Here is a 17880-nt window from a genome sequence, read left to right on the forward strand (position 1 = left end):
CGGGGTCGTTACCTACTGGCCTTCGCCCACAGGAGATGGTGGTCGGAGACGCTGACGGGAACGACCTGCGCACTGAGCTTGCTGTAGCCCTTGGAGAAGAACAGGTAGTCGATCTTGCCCTCACCTCCGGTGCCACCGCCGTCGACCGTCGCCGCACCGGTGCGCCGGCCGCAGCGTTCGCTGTCCGCTTCGTAGAAAAGGCCGGAGCCCTTCGGGCTGTGGCAGCGCGCGTACATCGGATCGATGACACCGGCGCGCGGCTCGGTGTTGAAGTCGCCGCCGACGATCACCCGGTACCCCTTCTTCTCGAATTCCCCCACCTTGGTGGCGATGAAGCCGACTTGCCGGGCGCGTTCCTCCTTGTACCTTCCTTGGGACAGGTGGGTGACACACGCCATGGACTTGTGCGCGGTGGCCTTCACGCACAGCATTTTCCGCGTTTCCGTCTCTTCCTCCGTCCGCGGCAGCTTGTAATTCTGGTACTCCTTCACCGAGTTATGCACGAAGATCGCGTTCCCGAATCCTTTGCCCTTGCATTTCGGCCCAGTGGGCCCGAAAGTCGCGTGGTAGCCCGATTTTTCGAGCTCTGCTTCCAGCTCGTCGTACTGTGTTTTACAGACTTCATTGAGTGTGACCACCGACGGCATCCGGTCCTTGACGCTTTTCGCCACGGCGTCGGCGACTGCCGGGTCACCGTTGTTCAACTTCTTGCCCGCCATGTTGAACTGCAGGTAGGTCCGCTCGGTGGCGGCTTCCGCGGTCGCCGGCGCCAGTAGAGTGGTCGCGGCCATCAGCCCCGCGACACACGCGCTGATCCATTTCACTGTCAACCCCCTTGAACCACTGTCGGTATCCCGGTGCACCAGCGTGATCGTCGCGGCCCTGCGGCGGTACCTGAGTTGTCCGAGGTTGCGCGGTCAGCAGCGCTCGACCCACCGGTGGGACGCGGGCGCGTAGGTCCCGTGCAGGTTCCCCTGCTGGTTCACGCTGGTGCATCCCGCTCGTTTGCTGGGGCGGGTGGTGTCGTGGCCCGCGGGGACGAAGCCGGTGCCCCGGTAGTACGCCACGTCATGACGCTCGGAGCGCTCCTGGTTGTTGTTGAAGATCGACCGCACCGGCTGGTTCCTCGTCCACCCGCACACCCGCGCACCGGCGAGCCAGTCGGGGTCGTCGCCGGACCAGCTGCACATCTCCCCGGTTCCGTTGGGGCCGTTGAAAAAACACACCGAACCCGCCGGGCAGCGGTGGTAGCCGTAGCTCGGCTCCTCGTCCCATAGCGCGTACATCCCCGTGGCGCCCAATACCGCCGCCACGAGCGCCGTGGTCAGTGCCGGGCGGCGCCAGCGGAGGGGACGCAACCGCGGCAGCCGGGGGGCGGGAGTCCCGCCCGTGATCGCCTCGATCCGCCGCAGCAGCGAGGCCGCGTCGTGTGCCGCGCGGTCCTCGTGCGTGCGGGCGAGGCAGTCGGTGACGATCGGCCGCCAAGCCTCCGGCAGGTCGGGGGAGAGCCGCAACGGCTCCGCCCCGCGTCCGTAGCGCACGGTCGCGTCCCGGCGTGCGGCGGCCGTGCCGCCGGGCAGCGGCAGGGTTCCAGTCAGCACCAGGTGGGCGAGCACGCCGAAAGCCCACACGTCGGTGCTCGGCCGGATTGTGCGGCCGTGTTCGCCGACCTCGGACCACACCAGCTCGGGCGGCGTGTAGTCCAGCGTGGCGAAGGCGGGGCCGTAGGCGTGTGTCCCGGACAGTTCGGCGGCGAGGTTGAAGTCCGCGAGCCGTGCTGTGCCGTCCTTCATCAGCAGCACGTTGGCGGGCTTGAGATCGCCATGCACCCATCCCGCGTGGTGCAGGTGCCGCAGGCCGTCGCAGACCTGCGCCAGCAGGGCGGGCCCGGCCACCGGTCGCACCGTGTGCGCCAACAGGGTGTCCAGCGATCCCTCCGCCAGCTCCAGCACGACGGCGGTGGCGCCGTCCAGTTCGGCGCAGTCGGGCGAGTCGACGGTCACCACCTCGTACATCCGGATCAGGCGATTACCGCGGAGCCTGCTCAGCAGTTCCACCTCGCCCGCCACGAGCTCGCGCAGATGCTGCGCCTGGCGCGGTGTATGAGTGCCCCCGGGAAGGATCTTCAGCGCCGCGACCGAGGGGAACTCCGGGTCCTCGGTCACCCGCCGAGCCGCGTAGACGCTGCTGAACGAGCCTCGGGCCAGTACGTCGCAGACCTCCCAGCGTCCGATCCGCAGGCCTGTGACCGCGTTGCTCATCACGGATCCAGCCGCGTGAGGTCGCGCTCCGCGACGAGGTCGAAACGCAGAGCCAGCGACACCAGAGTGGCCTTCTTGCCGTTGACCCGAGGACCGGGATCGGCGGAATCAGGGCTCGGTTTGAGGCGCAGCTTCACCGCGAGGTAGTCGATGTTCCATTGCACGGTGGCCCGGGTGACACCCGGCCACATCGGACGCAACCGCTCGACGACCCTGTCGACGGTGGGCAGTGGAGCATGGGGAACGCCACGCAGCCGGGGTTCGCAGAGGGCGGCGAGCACCAGGAAGTATCGCTTGCTCCGGTCGAGCGGAAACGCCGCCGCGGTGGGGTCGCCGGTGAGCTCGGCGAGCTCGTCCAGGTACTCGTGCCGGGGCGCCCACACGTCGAAGGTGAGCAGGTCTCCGGCGGCGGGCAGCACGACCCGCGAGAACTCGAACGGCACTGGCGCCCCGACTCGTCCCGGTCCGACCTTGAGGTGCTCGCCCGCTCCCTCGGGATTCTCGACGACGTAGGTCTGATGTCTGCTGCGATTGGTCAGGGCCCAGTGCGTCTCGGTCGCCGAGATCGTGCCGGCGTGGCGGGACACCCCCGCGTGCGCGATCCGCATGCCGATGGCGGGCTCGCGCCCGAACTCCAGCGACTCGCTCGGGGCGAGCCGGAGGTGCTCCTCCGCGGGATCGTCGGCCGCCGGAACGACGATGATGCTGAACATGCCAGTACAGGAGGGTCGACCCGCGATTCAGATACGCCCGGCTGTCAGAGCCACTGCCTGGCCAGGCGGGTCGAGGTGGCGTAGTTTCGTCCCGAGTGGATCGGTGCGTGAGCGACCGGCTCCGACGAACCAGTTCAGGAATCTTGGGCATGGCCGACGAATTCCACCGACACAGCGGGTTGCGTGACGACACGAGTGCCCACCCGGTCACCCGCGTCGCCGGGTTCTACCCCGGGCGGGCGGCCTGCGAGTCCCCAGCGTGCACCGATTCCGGCGAGGACCATCCGGTCGCGGGTGAGGCGAGGGCTACTCACCGTGCCCCTGGTGGCGTTACCGTTATCGAAGCGGACTTCTGTGATGTGCACGCCTGCTCCTCCGGTCGGTGGTAGGCGCGGAACCGACGACGAGGCAACGGGAGCGGGTGCGGTTCATGCGATCACCAGACACCCCTTCGGGCGAGGGCGTCGCTCTCGCCGACGAGGTCCGGCGACGCTTCGGTGTCCTGCCGAACATCTTCCGCCCCGTGCCCGGCCTCGACGACCCGGTGGCGGGGCTGTGGGCGTTCGCCAGATCCGCCTATCTGGACAATCCGCTGCCGTCGCTGTTCAAGGAGCGGCTCGTCGTGCACCTCTCGCGGTTCTGCGAGGTGCGCTACTGCGTCCTCCGGCACACGTGCTTCCTGCTCGGGCACGGACATCCGGCCGGAGATCCCCGGTCCCCGGCGGATTCGGTGGGCAGCGTCCTGCGGCTCCTGCGCCGTCCGGTGCCCGATCCGGTCGCGCTGGGGGAGTCCCTGGACCGCCTCGAGGCGGTGCGGAGCCCGGTGGTGCCCGGGATCGGCACCGAGCTCGAAGGGGACCTGTTCGACGCGTGCACCGTGCTGTTCCTGGACGGGCACGAGTCCGGCCGCGCCCGGACGGCGGCGAGCGCCGCGCTGGGCCCGCGCGGCCGCGACCAGGTCATGACCCTGCTCGCCTTCGTCCGGGCCGCGCACCACTGGACGGAGCTGCACCCGGACCTGGAACGGGAGCCCGACGTGGCCGCCGTGCTCGCCGAGCACGCCGAGCTGGCCCGAGTGTTGTGCGACAGGGCCGACGCGCTCGCCGTGAACCCGCGCGTCGCGTACCGGCACACGGCGGATGAACTGCGCCGGACGCGGACGTCGCTGGCCGTGGTCGAGCAGCGCTACCGGTGGCTGTTCGCGTCGATGGACACCGGGTTCTCGCTGGTGGAACGAGGCTCCTCGTGCGAGCAGGACTACCGGATCGTCGTCGTCAACCCCGCTCAGGCGCTGCTGACCGGGCTCACCCCGATGGTCGGCGGCCCGGCTCGTGACCTCCTGCCCGGTGCGGGCGACGAGCTGGCCGTGCGACTGACGCGCGTGGCCGAGAGCGGCCTGCCGGAGCAGTTCGAGGTCGAGCTCCCGGCGTCGGGCCGGTGGCTGGACGTCCAGGTCGCCGCAGCAGCGGCGGAGCAGGGACGCACGTTCGTCGTGGCGGTGCGCGACGTCAGCGAGCGCGTGCGCGCCGCAGCGCTGCAATCTCGTCGGGAGCAGGCCCAGCGGGAGTTCGTGGCGAACGCCGCGCACGAGTTCCGCACGCCGTTGACCACCATGATCACCGCGATCGACACGCTCGAGGGCGGAGCCGTCGACGACCCTGTCTCCCGGGGCAGGTTCCTCGGCCACCTCCGCCGGGAGGCGGACCGGCTGGCGCGGCTCAGTGACAGCCTCCTGGTGCTGGCCGACGTGGAGGCCGGACCGGAACCGCAGTGGCACAAGATCCGGCTGGGGCCGATTCTGGACGAGATCGCCGGGGAGCTCGCCCCCGCGGCCGGTGTGGTCGTCACGGTGGACGCCCCGGCCGGCATCGCCGCCGTCACCAACCGCGGCCTGGTGGAGATCGTGGTGGCCAACCTCGCCGCCAACGCCGCGAGGCACACCGATCGCGGGCGCATCACGCTCAGCGCCGCCGAGTGCGACGCGGGAGTGCTGGTGGAGGTGCGGGACACCGGCGAGGGTCTCGGCATCTCCGCCGAGCAGGCCGTCCGCCGGTTCGCCAGGGGCGGCGCCCGCACCGCGGACGGCTTCGGCCTCGGCCTGTCGATCGCGCAGCAGGCCGCGCTCGCTCTGGGCGCCGAGCTCGGGCTGGCCGACGGTCCCGATGGCGGGGTGCACGCCCGGCTCCTGCTGCCCAGGCTGCCGCACGAGACCACACGGGTCCTGCTCATCGATGGCGACGACGCCGCCCGCGAGAGCCTCGCTCATGCGCTGACCGAGCACGGGTGCGCGGTGCTGGAGGCCGCCGACGGCGAACGGGGTCTCGCCCTCGCCCGCGAGAACGACCTCGATCTGATCGTCGTCGCCGAGCTGCTGGCCGACGGCAGGGGCAGCGACGCGATCCGCCTGCTGCGCGCGGCCGGTGACGGCGGTCAGCGCCTGCTCGCGCTGGACGGCTCGTCAGCGCACACGGACGCGCTGGCGGCCGGAGCGGACGAGGTGGTCGCCAGGGACGATGCGCCGGCGCGGCTGGTGGAGCTCGCCCGGACGCTGGCTGATGCCGAGCGGGCGGTACCGGACGCGGACAGCGAGACCGGCGACGGGGTCGCCGTCGGCCGTGCGGTGGTGGCACTCGGACGGCACGGCGCCACGCGGGTGCTGCACGTGTCCGGCGACATCGATGCCGTCAACGCCGCCGACTGGCGGCGGGCGCTCATCGCGATGATCGAAGACAGCCCGTCTGATGTGGACGGTGTGGTCATCGACCTCTCTGGCGTCACCCTGCTCAGCGCCAGCGGGATCCGCGCGCTCGCCGCGGCCAACGACCATCTGCGCGACGTCCCCCTCGCGATCGTCGCGACGGGACTGACCCGGCGGATGCTCGCCGTCATCGACGTCGACGGCAGACTGCCGCTGACAGGCGACCTCGAGTCCGCGCTGGTGTCCCTGCCGCTGCGCCGCCGCTGATGCCGGTGTTCCCGCACGGGGCCGACGAGAGCTCCCGGGGCGAACGGCCGACGCGAGTGGGTACGTCGACTCTGACTCCGGACCGGGGACGGTGGCTAGCGTCCACGCCATGAGGCCGCGACAGCCGTGGCCCCGTCCGCGGCGGTGACCGGATGTCATGACGTCGTCGTCCTCAGCGCTCGTGCTCGCATCGCCCGCGGCCGCGCCGCCCGAGCTGCCCGGCGTCCTCGCGGGGCTGGCGCCGATCCTGGACACCTACGGCTACGTCGCGGTCGCCGGACTGATCCTGATCGAGGACTTCGGCGTTCCCTCACCGGGGGAGACGGTGCTGATCCTCGGCGCGATCTACGCGGGCACGGGGCGGCTGAACGTCGTGCTGGTGGCGTTGCTGGGCTTTCTCGGTGCGGTGATCGGCGACAACATCGGTTACCTCATCGGCAGGTTCGGCGGGCGCCGGCTGGTGGAGCACTACGGCCGTTACGTCCGGCTCACCCCCGAGCGGATCGACCGGGCCGAGCGGTTCTTCAACCGCTACGGCGGGGGCATCGTCGTCGTGGCCCGTTTCGTCGAGGGCCTGCGCCAGTTCAACGGGATCGTCGCGGGGATGACCGCGATGCCCTGGCAGCGGTTCTTGGCCTACAACGTTCTCGGCGCCGCGCTGTGGGTCGGGCTCTGGGCGTCGCTGGGCGACCTCGCGGGAGGACACATCGACACGATCTACCCAGTGATCGTGCGGTACGAGCTCTACCTGGGCATCGCCATCGGGGTGGTGCTCCTGGCGGTGCTCGCGCGCGCAGTACTGAAACGCCGTAGACCCAAGCACACCCGCTAGGTCTTTCGGCTCTTTCCCGGGCCCTGCGGACGAGCACATTCTGGGTGCCGGGAGCGCTGATGACCATCGAGGTGTGCTGCGGCGGGCCGACATGAGGGTGGTGCGTCGCGTTCCGTTCACGATCACCTTCCTGGCGATCCTGGTGGTGGCGGGCCTCGCCACGGGCTCGCTGTGGACGGCCGTCGAGGACCGGTCGTGGTTCGCCGACGTCGCGTTCGGCCTGCCCTCCTTCGAGGACGGCCACTGGTGGACGCCCGTCACGGGGGTGGCCCTGGCGCTGACGCCGGTGTACTACGTCCCGGTCCTGCTCAGCTTCGCGCTGTTCGTCGGCGTCGCCGAGACCAGGCTGGGCACGAAGCGCACCATCGCCACCTTCGCCGGCGGGCACCTCGTCGGCGTGTTCGGTGCCGCGGCCGTGCTGTTCGCCCTGCGTGCGGTCTCCAGCTGGGCGGACGCCGTCGGCGCGGTCCGCGACGTCGGACCGTCGGCGGGGGCGTTCGCCGCGCTGACCGCCGCCACCGCGACGCTGCGCTCGCCGTGGCGGCTACGGCTGCGGATCGCGCTGGTCGCCTACTCCGGGATCGCCCTGCTCTACGGCGGCACACTCGCCGACGTCGAGCACGCCGTCGCGGTGGCCGTCGTCCTGCCGTTGTCGGCGTGGATCGCGGGGCCGTACCGGGTGACCAGCCGCGGACGGCCGAGTCGTCGAGAGTGGCGGCTGCTCGCCGCCGCCGGGCTGCTGGTCGTGGCCGCGGTGCGCATCGTGACGTGGTTCTTCCCCGCCGACGGCCCGCTCGGTCCCACGGGGACGGACAGCTCGTCGCTGGCCGAGGTAGTCGTGGTGACGGTGCTGGCGCTGCTCGTGGTGCGCGGCCTGAGCCGGGGGCGTCGCGTGGCGTGGTGGGCCGCCGTCGTCGTGGCCTCGGTGGACATCCTGCTGACCGTCCTCACCGGAATCGTCCTCGTGGTCGTCTACAGCGTCGCCGGGGCCGAGGCGATCAGCGACGTCCCGCTGGTGGTCTCCGACAGCGTGTTCTGGCTCGGCTACCTGGTGCTGCTGCTCGCGGGCCGCGGCGCGTTCCAGGTTCCGTGGCGGCCCCGCACGGACGGCAGCGACCGCGACCGTGCCGTCGAGCTGCTCCGGCGCAACGGCGGCGGCACCCTGTCGTGGATGACCACGTGGCCGGAGAACCGCTATCTCCCGGTCGCCGACGACACCGGCTACATCGCCTACCGCAGGCACGCCGGTGTCGCGATCGCCCTCGGCGACCCGGTCAGCACCCGCGCCGAGGGCGACGACCCGATCGCCGAGTTCGCCGAGCACTGCGACCGCGCAGGACTGGTGCCGTGCCTGTTCTCCGCGACCACGCCGTCGGTCCTCGGCGCCGACCGGCTCGGGTGGCGGCACGTGCGGATCGCCGAGGACACCCTGATCGACCTACCGGGCCTGGAGTTCCGGGGCAGGCACTGGCAGCAGGCGCGGACCGCGCTGCATCGCGCCGCCAGGGAGGGCGTGTCGTTCCGGCTCGTCCACCTTGCCGACGAGCCGCGCGCGATCCTGCAGCAGGTCCGCGCGATCTCGGAGGAGTGGGTCGGCGACAAGGGCCTGCCCGAGATGGGTTTCACGCTCGGCGGGGTCGACGAGGCGCTCGACCGGCACGTCCGGGCCGGGCTCGCCGTCGACGACCACGACCGCGTGCACGGCGTCACCTCGTGGATGCCCGTCTACGCGGGCGAGGGCCGGATCGAGGGCTGGACGCTGGACGTGATGCGACGCCGCACCGGCGGGTTCACCCGCGTCGTGGAGTTCCTGATCGTCTCGGCGTGCCAGGCCTTCCGCGACGAGGGAGCCCGCTACCTGTCGCTGTCCGGGGCGCCGCTCGCGCGCGCCGACGCGGCCGGGGACACCCGCGCGCTCGACGCCCTGCTCGACAAGCTCGGTGCCGCGCTGGAGCCGTACTACGGCTTCCGGTCACTGCACGCGTTCAAGGCCAAGTTCCGGCCCCGGTACGCGCCGATGTACTTGATCTATCGCGACGAGGGCGATCTGCCGCGGATCGGGCTGGCGATCGCGCGGGCGTATTTGCCCGAGGCGACGTTGCGCGACCTGCCGAGGCTGGTGCGGCCGTGACTCACGTCGGGTCTCCTGGCTGCAGACGCGGCGACCGCGGTGTCCGTGGAGCCGGTGGCGTCACCGGGCCCGGCGTGCCGTCTCCTTCCGTGCGCAGCACCTCGAGCACGAGGTCGCCGCCCACCGTCTCCAGCTCGAGCAGCTTGGCGGCGAGGCGCTCCAGCGCGAGCTGGTGGTGCGAGAGCAGGCCGACGGCGCGTTCCTCGGCGTCGCGCAGCAGCCTGGCGACCTCCTCGTCCACCAGGCGCTGGGTCTGCTCGGAGTACGGTCTGCGCAGCTGCTCTCCTGGACCGGGCAGGAACAGGGGCTGTCCCGACTCGTAGCCCACCGGCCCGAGCACGGGGGAGAGCCCGAACTCGGTGACCATGCGCGTGGCCAGCTGGGTGGCGCCGGCCAGGTCGTTGACCGCCCCCGTCGAACCCTGTCCGAACATCACGAGCTCGGCGGCGCGCCCGCCGAGCCGCACGGTGAGCTGGTCGGTCAGGTAGCTCTGGCTGTACAGGTGGCGCTCGGCCTCGGGGAGCTGCTCGGTCGCGCCCAGCGCCATCCCGGCGGGCAGGATGGTCACCTTCTCCACGGGGTCGGCGTGGTCGCACAGCGCGGCGAGCAGGGCGTGCCCGGACTCGTGGATCGCCACCGACGTCCGCTCCTCGGGCAGCAGCGCGTTGGACGTCTCGCGCCTGCCCAGCAGCACCCGGTCGCGGGCGGTGCCGATGTCGGTCTGGCTGAGGACGGTCCGCCCTGCGCGCACGGCGTTGATCGCCGCCTCGTTGACGAGGTTGGCGAGGTCGGCGCCGGAGAAGCCAGGTGTGGCGCGGGCGATGCGGGAGAGATCCACGGTGGAATTCAGGTGTTTGCCGCGCACGTGGACGGCGAGGATCGCGGCGCGTTCGACCTGGTTGGGCAGCGGCACGGTGACCTGGCGGTCGAAGCGGCCCGGCCGCAACAGGGCGCGGTCGAGCGACTCCGGCCGGTTGGTGGCCGCCAGCACCACGACGCCGCTGCTCTGGTCGAAGCCGTCCATCTCGGAGAGCAGCTGGTTCAGCGTCTGCTCGTGCTCCTCGTGCCCGCCGGCCACTCCCGGGCCGCGCCTGCTGCCCAGCGCGTCGAGCTCGTCGATGAAGATGATCGCCGGTGCGCGCTGACGGGCCTCCTCGAACAGGTCCCGCACCCGCGAGGCGCCGACACCCACGAACATCTCGACGAACGCCGAGCCGCTGACGGCGAGGAACGGCACCGCGGCCTCACCGGCCACGGCCCTGCCCAGCAGCGTCTTGCCGGTGCCGGGAGGACCGACCATGATGACGCCGCGCGGACCGGTGGCGCCCGCGGCCGCGTACTTGCCCGGGGCGCGCAGGAAGTCCACGACCTCACCGATCTCCTGTTTGACGCCCTCGTAACCGGCCACGTCGGCGAACCGCGTGGTGGGCCGCTCGGCCTCGATGATCTTGGCCTTGGACCGGCCGAACCCGCCGATCCCGCCACCGGCGAAGACGCGCTGGGTCTGGCGTCCCGTCCAGACGAAGAACGCGACGATCAGCACCAGCGGCAGGAAGCTCAGCAGGACACCGCCCCACGAGGTCCCCGCCTTGCTGGCGGTCACGTCGACGTGGGAGGCGCGCAGCTGGGACTGCAACCGGCCGGGGCCGAGCGCGGTGGGCAGCTGGCTGGTGAAGGAGGTGCCGTCGCGCAGCGTTCCGGTGACCGCGCCCTCGTTGTCGATGTTCACCGACGAGACCCGGTTCTGGTTCACGCTCGACACGAAGCCGGAGTAGGACAGCGACGTCGACGGCTTCGACCAGACGTCGGGCACGAGCAGCAGCGCCACGGTGAGGATCAGGCCGAGCGGCAGCAGCCAGTACCGCCAGCGAGGGGGGCTGGGCGGCGGTTGTTGCGGGCCCGGTTCGGTCGGCGGACCGGGCTTCGCCGTGCGTGACATCGGTACCTCCTCGCCCAGGCAGGCCCCTCCCCGCCAGCTTCACCGCGTCACCCGGTTTCGTCATGGGGTCGAAAGTCCCTATCGGGGCGCCGACGTACCTCGGTACCTGCCGTCCTCAGCGGCTCCAGCGGCGCAGGACGCGCTGGAGCAGTGGCAGCGTGCCCAAGACGACGATCGGCACCAGCAGGAGCGTGAGCAGCAGGGTGCGCACGATCCCGGGCCAGGCGTCGAGGTGGGGCATCAGCGTGGCGTTGACGACGGCGGCGGGAGGAAACAGCGCGGCCCAGATGAGCACAGCCGAGCGCACGCGCGAGGGGGGCGGGCCGCTCGTCGCCGCGGGAACGAGCTCGGTGATGCCCAGTGCGACCGGCTCGCCGTGGGTGAGCGCGTCACCCTCCGCGAGCCGCCGGGCGCGAATGCCGCTGCGTTCCCAGCGCAGCAGCTCCGCGGCGCCAGCGAAGGTGACTCCGATGTGGACGGTGGTGTCGCCGTTCTCGATCCGGGTGTCGACGTGCGCGCCGAGGTGGCCGGGAAAACCCGCGGCGTCGCGGCACAGCTCGTGCGCCCAGCGCGTGAGCGCGGCACCGCCGGGCCCGCACGCCGTGCGGGACACGACCACGGTGACCGGCAGCGCCGTGCTCATCAGCGCGCCCGGGGCGGGGTGAGCCCGGTGGGCAGGCCTTCCATCCGGTCCTGCACGACGTCCACGATGCAGGGCCCCGGCGTGGCGAGGGCCTTCTCCAGCGCGGGCCGCAGCTCCGCGTCGGAGGTGACCCGGATGCCGTGCCCGCCCAGCAACCGGGCGTACTCCGCGAAGTCGGGGTTGCCGAGGAACACGCCCTGGTAGCGCCCGTCGTGGGCGAAGCGCTGCCGGTCCCGTGTGTTGCCGTAGGAGAAGTTGTTGACCACCACGGTGACGACGTCGATGTCCTCGCGCACGCACGTCTCGAGGTCCTGGGCCACCATCCAGAAGCTGCCGTCGCCGCTGAGCGTCACGATCCGCTCGCCCGGCCGCGCCAGCGCCATGCCCATCGCGGCGGGAAAGCCCCACGCCATCGCCCCGCCTGCGGAGCCGTAGTAGCTGCGCGGCCGCTCGACGGGAACGTGCCGCGCCACCCAGGGGCCGAACGTGTGCACGTCCTGGACCAGCACCACGCCCTCGCGTTCGGCCAGCTCCCGCACGACTGTGGTGAGCGCGGCGGAACTCACCGCGTTCTCGCCTGGTTCGGGCGCCGGAACCGGGGCCGACACCTCGTCGAACTCCGCGCGCAGCTGCGCCCTGCGCGCGCCGCGCTGCTCGGACTGTGCTGCGTCGGCCAGCGGTCCCAGCGCGTCGGCGAGCGCGCGGGCGGCGGCCGCGGCGTCGGAGACCAGCCCGACCGTGGGCGGGTACACGCGGCCCAGCTCCGCGGGGTCGACGTCGACGTGCACGAGTCGCGCCGACGGCGGTAGCAGGGTCCACCGCTTGGTGGTGAACTCCGAGAACCGGCAGCCGAGCGCCACGATCACGTCGGCCTCCCGCACCGCCCGGTCGCTCACGTCGTGGGCGCCGTAGCCCAGCGCGCCGAGGAACGCGGGATGACTGTTGGGCACCGCGTTCTTGCGCAGCCACGTGCTGAGCACGGGCGCCTGCGCCGCCTCGGCCAGTGCCAGCACGGCTTCCGGGTCGCCGGTGGCCCCGCCGCCGACGACGAGCGCGGGCCGCTGTGCCTCGGCGAGCAGTGCGGCGGCCTCGGCCACGCCCCGTGGGTCCGGCGCGGGCGGGTGCACGCGGAAGCGCGGTCCCGGCGCGGCTTCGGCCGGTGCCTGGAGCACGTCCAGCGGCAGCGACACCACGACCGGCCCCGGCCTGCCGGTCACGGCCGCCCGCACGGCCCGCTGTAGCAGCTCGGGGATGCGCTCGGCCTCGGTGATCTCCACGGCCCACTTGCACAGGGGCGCGAAGACCGACACCACGTCCATCTCCTCGAAGGAGCGGCGGTGGTTGATCGACTGCGGCACCTGACCGACGAGGGCGAGCATCGGGATCGACTCGTCGTGGGCGTTCTGCACCGCGATCGCGAGGTTGGCCGCGCCGGGGCCGCGCGAGGCCAGGCACACGCCGAGCGGCCCGCCCGCGCGGGACAATCCGTCGGCCATGAACCCGGCGACCTGTTCGTGCCGGGTGGACAGATAGCGCACGTCGGCGTGCCTGCCGAGCGCGTCGATGAGTTCCATGATCGTGGTGCCGGGCAGGCCGAAGACGTGGGTGACGCCCTCGGCGGCCAGGGTGTCGACGACCAGATCGGCGCCGAGCGCGACGTCAGACGACAACGTTCACCGCCTTGAGCTCGGTGTAGCTCAACAGCTCCTCCACGCTCTCCTCCCGCCCGACGCCCGAGGACTTGGTGCCGCCGAAGGGAACGCCCCAGAAGTGCCGGGACGAGCCGTTGACCCAGACGTAGCCCGCCTCGACCCGCTCGGCGAGATCGAGCGCGGTGGAGACGTCGCGGGTCCAGATGCTCGCGGTGAGGCCGTAGTCGACGCCGTTGGCGATCCGCACGGCTTCGTCGAGGTCGGTGAAGGAGAGCACCGACATGACGGGGCCGAAGACCTCTTCCCGCGCGATGCGCATGTCCGGCTCGACGCCGGTGAAGATCGTCGGCTCGACGTAGTAGCCGCGATCGTGGCCCTCGGGCCTGCCGCCGCCGTGCAGCAGCGTCGCGCCCTCGGCCGAGGCGACGTCGATGTAGCCGCGGGCCTTCTCGTACTGGGCGCGCGAGGCGAGCGGACCCATCTGCGTGCCGGGGTCGAGAGGCGAGCCGATCCTGATCGCGGCGACGCGCTCGCGGACCAGTGCCAGCACCTCGTCGGCGATCGCGGCGTGCAGCAGCACCCGCGACGTCGAGCCGCAGGACTGGCCCGCGGACCAGGCGAAGTTCATGCCACCGACGATGCCGTCCGCGGCGGCCTCCAGGTCGGCGTCGGGGCAGACGATGAGCGCGTTCTTGCCGCCGAGTTCGAGGCTGATGTCCTTGACGCCGGACTCGGCGGCGTCGCGCTGGATGATCCGGCCGACGCGCTCGCTGCCGATGAAGCCGATCCGGCGGACCAGCGGGTGCCGCACGAGCGCCTGGCTGGGTGCCGGGCCGCTGCTGGTGAGCACCGACAGGGTGCCCTCGGGCAGGATCCCGGTCGCGATCTCGGCGATGCGCAGCGCGGACAGCGGCGTGATCTCCGAGGGCTTGAGCACCACGGAGTTGCCGGCCAGCAGAGGCGCCGCGATCTTGGCCGCGGCGAACATCGCGGGGTGGTTGAACGGCACGATCCGCGCGACCACGCCGAACGGCGCGCGGCGGGTGAAGTGGAGGTTCTCGGCGCTGGCGGGAATCGTCTCGCCGCCGAGGTGTGTGGCGTAGTCGGCGAAGAGTTCGAGGACGTCGGCTCCCCAGCCGACGTCCGTGCGCATCGCCGTGACGGGGTTGCCGGAGTCGAGTGCGTCGAGCGTCGCCAGTTCGTCGGTGTGGGCCCGGATCGCGGTGGCCAGCTCGCGCAGCCTGCCCGCCCGTTCGCGGGGCTGCACCGCCCGCCAGGCGGTGGCGGCGTCGGCGGCCGATCGCACGGCCTCGTCGACGTCGTCGATCGTGGCGTCCGGCGCCTCGGCCAACGGTTGTTCGGTGGCGGGACACTCCACTGTGTACGTCGCGCCGACGCGTGCCCGCCCGCCCACGGCGAGTCGCCACTCGCGATCGGCGACCGCCGACGCGGCCGCGATCGGGTCGTCCACCACTGACATGTGGGCCTCCATTCTGGGGAACGCGCCTCTGCTGGGCAGAACGTAGTCGGCGATCGCGGTGGTTGACAACAGCCGAGGGGGCCGTTCATCCTCAGATTCTGCTGAAAAGACTATTGCTCTGTAGAGCAGAAAACGGAGTCAGTGATGACCGATCAGTCGTCGCTCCTCGAGGACGTGCGGCGGGGCATGATCCCGGCCCACATCTACAACGACGAGGAGGTGTTCCGGCTCGAGAGCGAGCGCGTCTTCGGCCGGGCGTGGGTGTTCGTGGGGCACGAGTCGGAGATCCCGCAGCCAGGCGACTACGTGGTGCGCAGGGTGCAGGAGGACTCGTTCATCGTGAGCAGGGGCGAGGACCACCGGATCCGCGCGCTGTTCAACATGTGCCTGCACCGCGGAATGCAGGTCTGCCGCGCGGAGATGGGCAACGCCTCGCACTTCCGCTGCCCCTACCACGGCTGGTCCTACCGCAACGACGGACGGCTCGTCGGGCTCCCGTTCCACAAGGAGGCCTACGGCGGTGAGGCCGGTTTCCGGCGCAAGTCCCAGACCCTGCTGCCCGCCCCGGCGCTGGACACCTACAACGGACTGATCTTCATCAGCATGGACCCGGACGCGCCGCCGCTGCGGGAGTACCTCGGCGACTTCGCGTTCTACCTGGACTACTACACCAAGCAGTCGCCCTCCGGGATCGAGCTGCGCGGACCCCAGCGCTGGCGGATCAAGGCGAACTGGAAGATCGGCGCCGAGAACTTCGCCGGCGACATGTACCACACGCCGCAGACGCACACGAGCGTCGTGGAGATCGGCCTGTTCCGCGAACCCAAGGCCGAGAAGCGCAAGGACGGCTGCACCTACTGGGCCGGCAACGGCGGCGGCACGACCTACAAGCTGCCGCCCGGCACGCTCGAGGAGCGGCTGCGCTACGTCGGCTATCCCGACGAGATGATCGAGCGGATGACGCGGGTCTGGACGCAGGAGCAGCTCGACGTCGTGGGCCGCGACGGGTTCATGGTCTCGGCGGCCTCGGTGTTTCCGAATATGAGCTTCGTGCACAACTGGCCGAGGGTCGAGGACTCCGACGACGTGCTGCCGTTCATCTCGATCCGCACCTGGCAGCCGGTGGGACCCGACGAGACCGAGGTGCTGTCGTGGTTCGCGGTGGACGCCGAGGCGCCGGAGGAGTTCAAGGCGCTGTCCTACAAGGCGTATCTGATGTGCTTCGGCAGCACCGGTATGTTCGAGCAGGACGACGTGGAGAACTGGGTCTCGCTGACCAACACGGCGGGTGGCTCGATGGCGAGGCGGCTGCTGCTCAACAGCAGGATGGGCCTGCTGGAGGACGACGCCACCGTGGTGCCGCCGCTGCCGTCCGAGCAGTTCTCGGGTCCGGGCGAGGCCTACGTCGGCTACGGCGAGTACAACCAGCGGCACCTGTTGCGCCGCTGGGCCGACCACATGGAACGACCGCCGGGGACCGCGGAGCAGATCCGTGTCGGCGGCGACGGCTCGGCGGTGACGGCATGACCTCGGCCCGCGCCCAGTGGCGCCCGACCGGCAACGGCGGACCCTACTCGGCCGAGTCCGCGCTCGGTGGCCACGCGCCGAGGCTGCAGCGCACCGGCCGTTCGCTGCCGTTCTCGGACGAGCGGCACCTGAGCGCCCACCACTGGCTGGTGGAGGAGTCCTACGTGCTCGACGCCCAGCACTACGACGAGTGGCTGGACCTGCTGGCCGAGGACATCCACTACCTGATGCCGGTGCGGGTCAGCACCGCGCTCGGGGCGGGCTACGACTCCGCGCCCGGCATGGCCCACTTCGACGAGAACAAGTACTCGCTGTCGCGGCGGGTCGCGCGCTTCGCCACCGAGCACGCGTGGACGGAGGACCCGCCGTCGCGGCTGCGGCACTACGTCACCAACGTGCGCACGTTCGCCACCGACGACCCCGGGCATATCGTCGTGGACTCGGCGGTGCTGCTGTACCGCAGCAGGGGAGACGTGCGCGAGGCCGCGGTCATCTCCGCGGGCAGGGAGGACCTGCTGCGGCGCACGCCCGACGGCGAGGGCTGGCTGCTCGCGCGGCGCACGATCCTCGTCGACGACTCGGTGCTGCGCACCCAGAACCTGGCGATCTTCCTGTGACCCCGCAGACCCCGCAGTGGCCGGGGGAACAGGACGACGCCGAGGCCGCCGCCCGCGCCGCCGACGAGCTGCGCGCGCTGCGGGCGGGCTCGCACGGTCAGGAGATCGTGCTGGGCAACGAGTTCGCCGAGATCCGGGTGAGCAGAGTGGAGACCCGCAACGGCTCCCGGCTGCTGATCGAGGCGCCCAAGTCGGGCCAGTGGGTGGCGTTGTGCCCGCTGGAGCTGGAGGCGCTGACGTGGCAGAACGCCGCGACGTTCTCGGCGATGATCGGCACCCCGTTCGGCCCGTTGCTCGGCCACGACGAGGAGGACGCGTGACGGGCTGGCTGGAGGGCCGCAGGGCGCTGGTCGTCGGCGCCGGGTCGGGCATCGGCAGGGCCGTGCTCGACGCGTTCCGGCGCGAGGGTGCGCGCGTCGCCGTGCTGGAACGTGACCCGGCCAAGTGCGAGGCACTCACCACCGAGCTGCCCGGCGTGCCGGTGGTCACGGGCGACGCGAGTACGAGGGCGGCCAACGACGAGGCGGTGGCGCGGGCGGCCGAGGAGTTCGGCGGGCTCGACGTCCTGGTCAACTGCGTCGGCGTGTTCGACTTCTACCAGGGCATCGCCGAGCTCGACGCCGAGCACATCGACGACGCCTTCGCCGAGATGTTCGCGGTGAACGTCAAGAGTCACCTGCACGCGGTGAAGGCGGCGCTGCCCGCCCTGCGCGCCAGCGGGTCCGGCGCGAGCGTGGTGCTCACGGAGTCGACCTCGGCGTACTACCCGGGCCGCGGTGGTGTGCTCTACGTGGGGTCGAAGTTCGCGGTGCGCGGACTGGTGACCGCGCTCGCGCACGAGCTGGCCCCGGACATCCGGGTCAACGGGGTGGCCCCGGGCGGCACCGTCGGTACCGACCTGCGCGGCCTCGACAGCCTCGGGCTCGGCGAGCGCAGCCTCGGTGCCACCGCGGGCAGGGAGGCCGAGCTGGCCGGCCGGGTGCCGTTGCGCGTCGCGCTGTCGGGAGCCGACCACGCCTGGAGCTACGTCTTCCTGGCCTCGTCCCGCTCCCGCGGCATCACCGGTGACGTGATCCATCCCGACGGCGGTATCGCCGTGAAGGCGTGAGAAGGAGGAACG

General features: G+C 71.6%; 14 protein-coding genes. 7 read left to right on the forward strand and 7 right to left on the reverse strand.

The genetic code is table 11. The features are described 5' to 3' along the window. Positions 1-8: 8 nt before the first annotated feature. From JHE00_RS24875 to JHE00_RS24885, 3 genes are all read right to left on the reverse strand, one after another. Positions 9-824, reverse strand: a complete 816-nt coding sequence (locus tag JHE00_RS24875; RefSeq protein ID WP_200322337.1) for an endonuclease/exonuclease/phosphatase family protein — start codon at positions 822-824, stop codon at positions 9-11. A gap of 93 nt (positions 825-917) precedes the next feature. Next, positions 918-2261: a serine/threonine-protein kinase gene (locus JHE00_RS24880; RefSeq protein ID WP_200322339.1), complete on the reverse strand. Its 1344-nt coding sequence runs from the start codon at positions 2259-2261 to the stop codon at positions 918-920. Next, the gene (locus JHE00_RS24885; RefSeq protein ID WP_200322341.1) at positions 2261-2974 is read right to left on the reverse strand and encodes an FHA domain-containing protein; all 714 of its coding nucleotides are present in this window, start codon (positions 2972-2974) and stop codon (positions 2261-2263) included. Before JHE00_RS24885 ends, JHE00_RS24880 begins: the two co-directional genes overlap by 1 nt. Before the next feature lie 430 nt (positions 2975-3404). On the opposite strand from JHE00_RS24885, the gene JHE00_RS24890 reads away from it, so the two are divergent. The 3 genes from JHE00_RS24890 (at position 3405) to JHE00_RS24900 (ending at position 8902) form a co-directional block, all read left to right on the forward strand. Beyond that, entirely contained in the window at positions 3405-5939 is a 2535-nt protein-coding gene (locus JHE00_RS24890; protein ID WP_200322349.1) for a histidine kinase dimerization/phospho-acceptor domain-containing protein, read from the forward strand. Between the two features lie 157 nt (positions 5940-6096). Continuing rightward, entirely contained in the window at positions 6097-6771 is a 675-nt protein-coding gene (locus JHE00_RS24895; protein WP_200322351.1) for a DedA family protein, read from the forward strand. A 91-nt stretch (positions 6772-6862) separates the two neighbouring features. Beyond that, positions 6863-8902 carry a bifunctional lysylphosphatidylglycerol flippase/synthetase MprF gene (locus JHE00_RS24900; protein ID WP_200322353.1) on the forward strand — a complete coding sequence of 680 codons (2040 nt, stop codon included), beginning with the start codon at positions 6863-6865 and terminating at the stop codon, positions 8900-8902. A gap of 1 nt (position 8903) precedes the next feature. On the opposite strand, the gene ftsH is transcribed toward JHE00_RS24900, so the two are convergent. From ftsH to JHE00_RS24920, 4 genes are all read right to left on the reverse strand, one after another. Next, positions 8904-10841, reverse strand: a complete 1938-nt coding sequence (gene ftsH, locus JHE00_RS24905) for an ATP-dependent zinc metalloprotease FtsH (protein ID WP_200322354.1) — start codon at positions 10839-10841, stop codon at positions 8904-8906. Positions 10842-10956: 115 nt separating this feature from the next. Further along, entirely contained in the window at positions 10957-11484 is a 528-nt protein-coding gene (locus JHE00_RS24910) for a putative antibiotic biosynthesis monooxygenase (protein ID WP_200322356.1), read from the reverse strand. Further along, on the reverse strand, positions 11484-13154 hold the full coding sequence (locus JHE00_RS24915; protein WP_200322358.1) for a thiamine pyrophosphate-binding protein: 1671 nt from the start codon (positions 13152-13154) through the stop codon (positions 11484-11486). The genes JHE00_RS24910 and JHE00_RS24915 overlap by 1 nt, the downstream gene beginning before the upstream one ends. Further along, positions 13144-14616: an aldehyde dehydrogenase family protein gene (locus JHE00_RS24920; protein WP_200322361.1), complete on the reverse strand. Its 1473-nt coding sequence runs from the start codon at positions 14614-14616 to the stop codon at positions 13144-13146. The genes JHE00_RS24915 and JHE00_RS24920 overlap by 11 nt, the downstream gene beginning before the upstream one ends. Before the next feature lie 144 nt (positions 14617-14760). On the opposite strand from JHE00_RS24920, the gene JHE00_RS24925 reads away from it, so the two are divergent. Genes JHE00_RS24925 through hcaB form a run of 4 tightly spaced genes read left to right on the forward strand, consistent with a single transcriptional unit; the run spans position 14761 to position 17868 of the window. Next, positions 14761-16143, forward strand: coding sequence for a Rieske 2Fe-2S domain-containing protein (locus tag JHE00_RS24925; protein ID WP_200322366.1), 1383 nt, complete (start codon positions 14761-14763; stop codon positions 16141-16143). Then, on the forward strand, positions 16140-16760 hold the full coding sequence (locus JHE00_RS24930) for a 3-phenylpropionate/cinnamic acid dioxygenase subunit beta (RefSeq protein WP_200322368.1): 621 nt from the start codon (positions 16140-16142) through the stop codon (positions 16758-16760). Before JHE00_RS24925 ends, JHE00_RS24930 begins: the two co-directional genes overlap by 4 nt. Beyond that, a complete protein-coding gene (locus JHE00_RS24935; RefSeq protein WP_200322370.1) occupies positions 16757-17080 on the forward strand; it encodes a hypothetical protein in 324 nt (107 codons plus the stop codon). The genes JHE00_RS24930 and JHE00_RS24935 overlap by 4 nt, the downstream gene beginning before the upstream one ends. Continuing rightward, entirely contained in the window at positions 17077-17868 is a 792-nt protein-coding gene (hcaB, locus tag JHE00_RS24940) for a 3-(cis-5,6-dihydroxycyclohexa-1,3-dien-1-yl)propanoate dehydrogenase (protein ID WP_200322372.1), read from the forward strand. The genes JHE00_RS24935 and hcaB overlap by 4 nt, the downstream gene beginning before the upstream one ends. The last annotated feature ends 12 nt before the right edge of the window (positions 17869-17880 follow it).

The organism is Prauserella cavernicola (assembly GCF_016595675.1).
Classification (GTDB): Bacteria; Actinomycetota; Actinomycetes; order Mycobacteriales; family Pseudonocardiaceae; genus Prauserella_A; species Prauserella_A cavernicola.